The following is a 5,540-nucleotide window of genomic DNA, read 5'->3' on the forward strand; positions in this document are numbered from 1 at the left end:
TCCGGCCCCGGGGGGGGGTGTGGGGGGGGGGGGGGGGGGGGGGCGGGGCCCCCCCGGGGCTCAGGTAATATCATTGCCCGGGGGTTAAAAACGCCCTAGCCCCCCCCGCCCTGGGGGCGCCCCCCGGCCGCGTTGATCGGGGTGTTGAGCGCTGTCGTCGCAGGTCAGGCGGCCTCACGGAGCTCCAGGGTGCAGCACTTCACGCTGCCGCCGCCCTTGAGCAGCTCCGACAGGTCCATCCCGATCGGGCGGAAGCCGTGGGCGCGCAGGACGGCCGCGACCCCGGTGGCCGGCTCCGGGAGCACCACGTGCAGGCCGTCGCCGGCCACGTTGAGCCCGAACGCCACGGCGTCCTCCTCCCCCACCAGCAGGGCGTCCGGGAAGAGCCGGCGCAGCACCGCCCGGCTGCCCGCCGAGAACGCGCCCGGGTAGTACATGATCAGGTCGCCGTCGAGCACGCTGAGCGCGGTGTCGAGGTGGTAGAAGCGCGGGTCGACGAGGTCCAGGCCGATCACCGGACGGCCGAGGAACTCCTGCGCCTCGGCGTGCCCGGCGGAGACGCTGCGAAAGCCCCGCCCGGCCAGCAGGAAGCGGTCGGTGAGCAGCAGGTCGCCCTCGCCCTCGTTGACGTGCACCGGGTCGTGGGTGGTGAAGCCGTGCGCCCGGAACCACTCCAGGTACGCCGGGCCCTCGGCGGCCCGTTCGGCGTTGCGGAACCGGGCGCCGAGCACCCGGCCGTCGACGACGGTGGCGCCGTTCGCCGCGTACACCATGTCGGGCAGGCCGGGCAGCGGGTCGATGAGGTCGACGCGGTGGCCGAGGTCGGCGTAGAGCTCGTACAGGCGCTCCCACTGGGCCACCGCGAGGTCGGTGTCGACGGGCTTGGCCGGGTCCATCCACGGGTTGATCGCGTAGCTGACCTCGAAGTGGGTCGGACGGCACATCAGGTAGCGGCGGGGGCGGGCGGTGCGGGTCATGGCGGGCTCCGGGAGGGCGAGGGTGGGAGGAGCAGGGGGTCCGGCGGGCGGCGGGTCCGGCGGGCGGCGGGGCTCAGTGGGCGGGGCGGTTCAGTGGGCGGCGGGGCGCTCGGGGAAGTCGCGCCTGGCGCGCAGCGGGCTCGCCAGCAGCACGGCGCCGGCGGAGAGCAGCACGGACGCCATGATCCAGATGGTGGTGCGGGCCCCGAGCACCTCGCCCAGCCAGCCGCCGAGCAGCGCGCCGACCGGGATGGCGCTGAAGTTGACGGTGGCGGCGCTGGCCCGGATCCGGCCGATCATCGCGGGCGGGCAGTAGGACTGGTAGAAGCTGCCGGCCAGGACGTTCCCGGCGATCACCCCGCAGACCGCCACCGACCAGGCGACCGCGCTCACCGCGAGCGGCAGCCGGGCGCCGGCCATCGGCAGCAGCAGGATGAACGGCGCGGCGACCAGCTCGCAGAGCAGCAGCCCGCGGGCGGTGCCGAAGCGGCGGGCGATCCGCCCGGCGAGGGCCGCCCCGGCCAGGCCGCCGACCGAGACCACCGCGAAGACGGCGCCGATGCCGCCGGGCGAGACCCCGACGCTGCGGACCAGGAAGATCGTCTGGACGGCCTGGATGCCGTTGAGGCCGAGGTTGCCGACCGCCCCGAAGACCGCCAGGGTCCGCAGGTAGGGGTCGTGGGCCAGGAAGCGCACGCCCTCGCCGATCTCGCGCAGGATGCCGCGCCGCTCGGAGACCGGCGGCGGGGTCTCCTGCACCTTGATGGTGCCCAGGCAGAGCGCCGAGACCAGGTAGGTCACCGCGTCGGCGAGCAGGCCGCTGGCCGCGCCGAACACCTGGGACAGCACGCCGGCCAGGCCGGGCCCGGCGATCTCCGCCGCCGAGTCCCCGGAGCGCAGCTTGACGTTGGCCTCCAGCAGGTCGTCCTTGGCGACGATCGACGGCAGCACGGCCCCGTAGGCGGTGGAGAAGAACACCTTCACCGCCCCGGCCAGCAGGGCGACCAGGATCAGCTGGGCCATCGTCAGGGCGTCGAACCAGCCGGCCACCGGCACGCTGCCGAACAGCACGAGCAGCAGCAGGTCGCAGACCAGCATGACCTTCAGCCGGGGCCAGCGGTCCACCCAGGCGCCGGCCAGCAGGCCGAGGAAGAGCCAGGGGACCCAGGCGGAGGCGGTGAGCACGCCGACCATGAACGGCGAGGCGTCCAGGGTCACCACCGCCACCAGGGCGAGGGCGACGTTGCCGACCGCGGTGCCGAGCCCGCTGGTCGTCTCACCGACCCAGAGCTTGCGGAAGTTCGCCTGGGCCCACAGGCCCCAGCGGCTGCGGCGGGGTCCGTCGTCCACCGCGGGCGGCTCGACCGGGACGGTAGTGGTGGTCATCGCGGGTCACTCTCCAGCGTGTCGGCCAGCACGGCGGCGATCCGTGCGAGGGGCTCGGGTTGGGTCAGGGCGCCGTGCGCGCAGTCGATCCGGTGGGCGGTGACGGGACCGCCGAGGTACGGGGCCCAGGCGGCCTCGTAGGGCCAGTCGGCGGGCTTGTCGGCGGTGGCGCCGACGAAGACGGCCGCGCCCCGGTAGTGGCCGGGCACGTGCTCGGCCATCAGCTTGCGGTGGTGTTCGAAGACGTCGGGCAGCAGGCCGGCGGCCTCGCCGAGCAGGGCGGTCAGATCGGCCTGGCCGCGCCCGTCGGCCGGGTCGTAGCCGAGCGAGACGAGGAGTTCGGCGAGGGTCTCCACCGGGTCGTCGGAGGCCGGGTGCTCCTCGGCGACCGCCCCGGCCGGGAGGCCGTCGAGCAGGGCGAGCAGGGCGACCTCCTGGCCCGCCGCCTGGAGCTGGACGGCCATCTCCTGGGCGACCACCGCCCCGAACGACCAGCCGAGCAGGTGGTACGGGCCCTGCGGCCGCACGGCCCTGATCTCCCGGACGTAGTCGGCGGCGATCTCGGCGACGGCGGCCGGTGAGCCGCCGCGCAGACCGCGGGCCTGGAGGCCGAACACCGGGCGCCGCGGGTCGAGGTGGCGCAGCAGGCCGGAGTAGACCCAGCTGATGCCGGCGGCGGGGTGGACGCAGAACAGCGGGGCCCGGCCGCCCTCGGCGCGCAGCGGGAGCAGCACGTCCAGGGCGTCGGAGCGCTCGCCCCCGGCGTTCTCCAGCCGGCGGGCCAGCCCGGCCACGGTGGGGGCCTCGAACAGGGCCCGCATGCCGAGGTCGGCGCCGAGGGTGGTGCGGATCCGGGCGAGCAGCTTCATGGCGAGCAGCGAGTGGCCGCCGAGGTCGAAGAAGCCGTCGTCGATCGTGACGCCGTCGACCCCGAGGACGTCCGCGAAGAGCGCGCAGAGCCGGTGTTCGCGCGGGGTGCGCGGGGCCCGGCCGGTGGGCGAGGCGGAGAGGTCGGGGGCGGGCAGCGCGCGGCGGTCGACCTTGCCGCTGCCGGTCAGCGGGAAGGCGTCGAGCGGGACGACCGCCGCCGGGACCATGTGGCCGGGCAGCGACTCCGCGACGAAGGCACGCAGTTCGGCCGGGTCGGGCGCGGCGGCGCCCTCGGGGACGACGTAGGCGACCAGGCGGGGGCCGCCGGCGCCGTCCTCGCGGGCCGTCACGGTGGCGGCTCGGACGCGCGGGTGGCGGGTGAGCGCGTGCTCGATCTCGCCGGGTTCGATCCGGAAGCCGCGGATCTTGACCTGGTGGTCGGTGCGGCCGAGGTAGTCGAGGCCGCCGTCGCGGGTGCGGCGGACCAGGTCGCCGGTGCGGTACATCCGCTCCCCCGGCCGGAAGGGGTCGGCGACGAAGCGCTCGGCGGTCAGTTCCGCGCGGCCGAGGTAGCCGCGGGCCAGCCCGGCGCCGGCCAGGTAGAGCTCGCCTGGGACCCCGGGCGGGACGGGGGCCAGGTGCTCGTCCAGCAGGTAGGCCCGGGTGCCGAGCACGGTCCGGCCCAGCGAGGGCCGGCCGGTGGCGGTGACGGGGTGGGTGAGGGCGTCGACGGTGGACTCGGTCGGGCCGTAGAGGTTGCGGGCGGTGGTGCGCGGGGCCGCCGCGCGCAGCCGGTCCCAGAGGTCCTGGCCGACCGCCTCGCCGCCGAGGAGCAGCAGTCGCGGGGCGTCCGGGCCGTCCAGCAGTCCTTCGGCGACGAGTTGTTCGGCGTAGCCGGGGGTGATGCCGAGGGTGTCGATCCGGGCGGTGCGGACGTGCCGGACGAGGGCGGCGGCGTCGCGGCGCAGGTCGTCGCCGATGAGGTGCAGCTCATGGCCGGCGATCATCCAGAGCAGGCTGTCCCAGGAGGCGTCGAAGCAGAGCGAGGCGGTCAGGGCGGCGCGCAGCCGGCCGTGGGCGCCCCCGGGCCCGGCGAAGGTCTCGGCGCGGTGGTGGGCCAGCAGCGCGGCGATCGAGCCGTGGGTGACCACCACGCCCTTGGGGCGGCCGGTGGAGCCGGAGGTGTAGATGACGTAGGCGGCGTGCGCCGGGTCGGGGTCGGCGGCGGGGGCCGGCGCGGGGGCGGCCGGTTCGTCGGTGTGCAGCGGGAGGGTCGTCAGCCCGGTGAGGAGTTCGGGCAGCGGCCAGCCGTCGCCGGTGACGGCCAGGGCGGGCGCGGCGTCGGCGAGCATCGCCGCCGTCCGCTCGGCCGGGTACTCCGGATCCAGCGGGAGCGAGGCTGCGCCGGACCGGAGGACGGCGAGCAGGGCGACCACCGTCCCGGCCGAGCGCGGCAGGGCCAGGGCGACGACCGTGTCCGGTCCGGCTCCCGCCGCGCGCAGCCGGGCGGCCAGGCGGTCGGCGCGGGCGTCCAGTTCGGCGTAGTCCAGCCGGACGTCCCCGAAGACCAGGGCGGTCGCGTCCGGGGTGCGGGCCGCCTGCGCGGCGAAGGCGGCCGGCAGCAGCGGCACGTCGGCGGGCAGGGGGTCGGCGGGGGCGAGGAGTGCGGCGCGTTCGCCCGCGTCCAGCAGGTCGGCGCGGCCGATCGGCTGCTCCGGCCGCGCCGCGACGGCGGCCAGCAGCCGGCCGAAGCGGGTGGCGATCGCCTCGACGGTCTCCCGGTCGAACAGGTCGGTCGCGTAGTCGATCGCGCACTCCAGCCCGGCGGGCGTGCCGTCGGCGTCGAAGGACTCGCCCATGCCGATCGAGAGGTCGAACTTGGCGGCGTACCCGCCGACCGGCTCGACGCCGGCCGGGAGCCCGGCGAGGTCCGGCGGAGTGTCACCGGCCCCGGCGGCGCCGGGGGTGCCGCCCTGGAGCAGCAGCATCACCTGGAACAGCGGGTGGCGGGCCAGCGAGCGGACCGGGTTGAGCTCCTCGACCAGCCGCTCGAACGGCACGTCCTGGTGGGCGTGGGCGTCGAGCTGGCTCTCCCGGACCCGGGCCAGCAGGTCGGCGAAGGCCGGGTCGCCGGAGGTGTCGGTGCGCAGGACCAGGGTGTTGACGAAGAAGCCGACCAGGTCGTCCAGCGCCTCGTCGGAGCGGCCGGCGACCACCGAGCCGATCGGCACGTCGGTGCCCGCCCCGAGGCGGGGGAGCAGGGCGGCGAGCGCGGCCTGGAGGGTCAAGAAGAGGGTGACCCGGTGC

Annotated in this window: 3 protein-coding genes; all 3 read right to left on the reverse strand. The window is 76.2% G+C overall.

Features of this window, described 5'->3' with window-relative positions; translation table 11 throughout:
• Positions 1–164: 164 nt before the first annotated feature.
• Positions 165–977, reverse strand: a complete 813-nt coding sequence (gene ddaH / locus ACFXAM_RS36225) for a dimethylargininase (protein WP_380297888.1) — start codon at positions 975–977, stop codon at positions 165–167.
• Positions 978–1,067: 90 nt separating this feature from the next.
• Positions 1,068–2,363 carry an MFS transporter gene (locus tag ACFXAM_RS36230; RefSeq protein WP_380297889.1) on the reverse strand — a complete coding sequence of 432 codons (1,296 nt, stop codon included), beginning with the start codon at positions 2,361–2,363 and terminating at the stop codon, positions 1,068–1,070.
• Positions 2,360–5,540: amino acid adenylation domain-containing protein (locus ACFXAM_RS36235; protein WP_380297891.1), on the reverse strand; the 3,181-nt coding region annotated here is incomplete at its 5' end. The genes ACFXAM_RS36230 and ACFXAM_RS36235, both read right to left, overlap by 4 nt.

Origin of the sequence: Kitasatospora sp. NPDC059462, assembly GCF_042749955.1 — a bacterium.
Taxonomy (GTDB): Bacteria; Actinomycetota; Actinomycetes; order Streptomycetales; family Streptomycetaceae; genus Kitasatospora.

Bases quoted from the DNA above. Each gene is read 5' to 3' on its own strand.
- ddaH (WP_380297888.1), bottom strand. From the start codon at position 977: ATGACCCGCACCGCCCGCCCCCGCCGCTACCTGATGTGCCGTCCGACC.
- ACFXAM_RS36230 (WP_380297889.1), bottom strand. From the start codon at position 2,363: ATGACCACCACTACCGTCCCGGTCGAGCCGCCCGCGGTGGACGACGGA.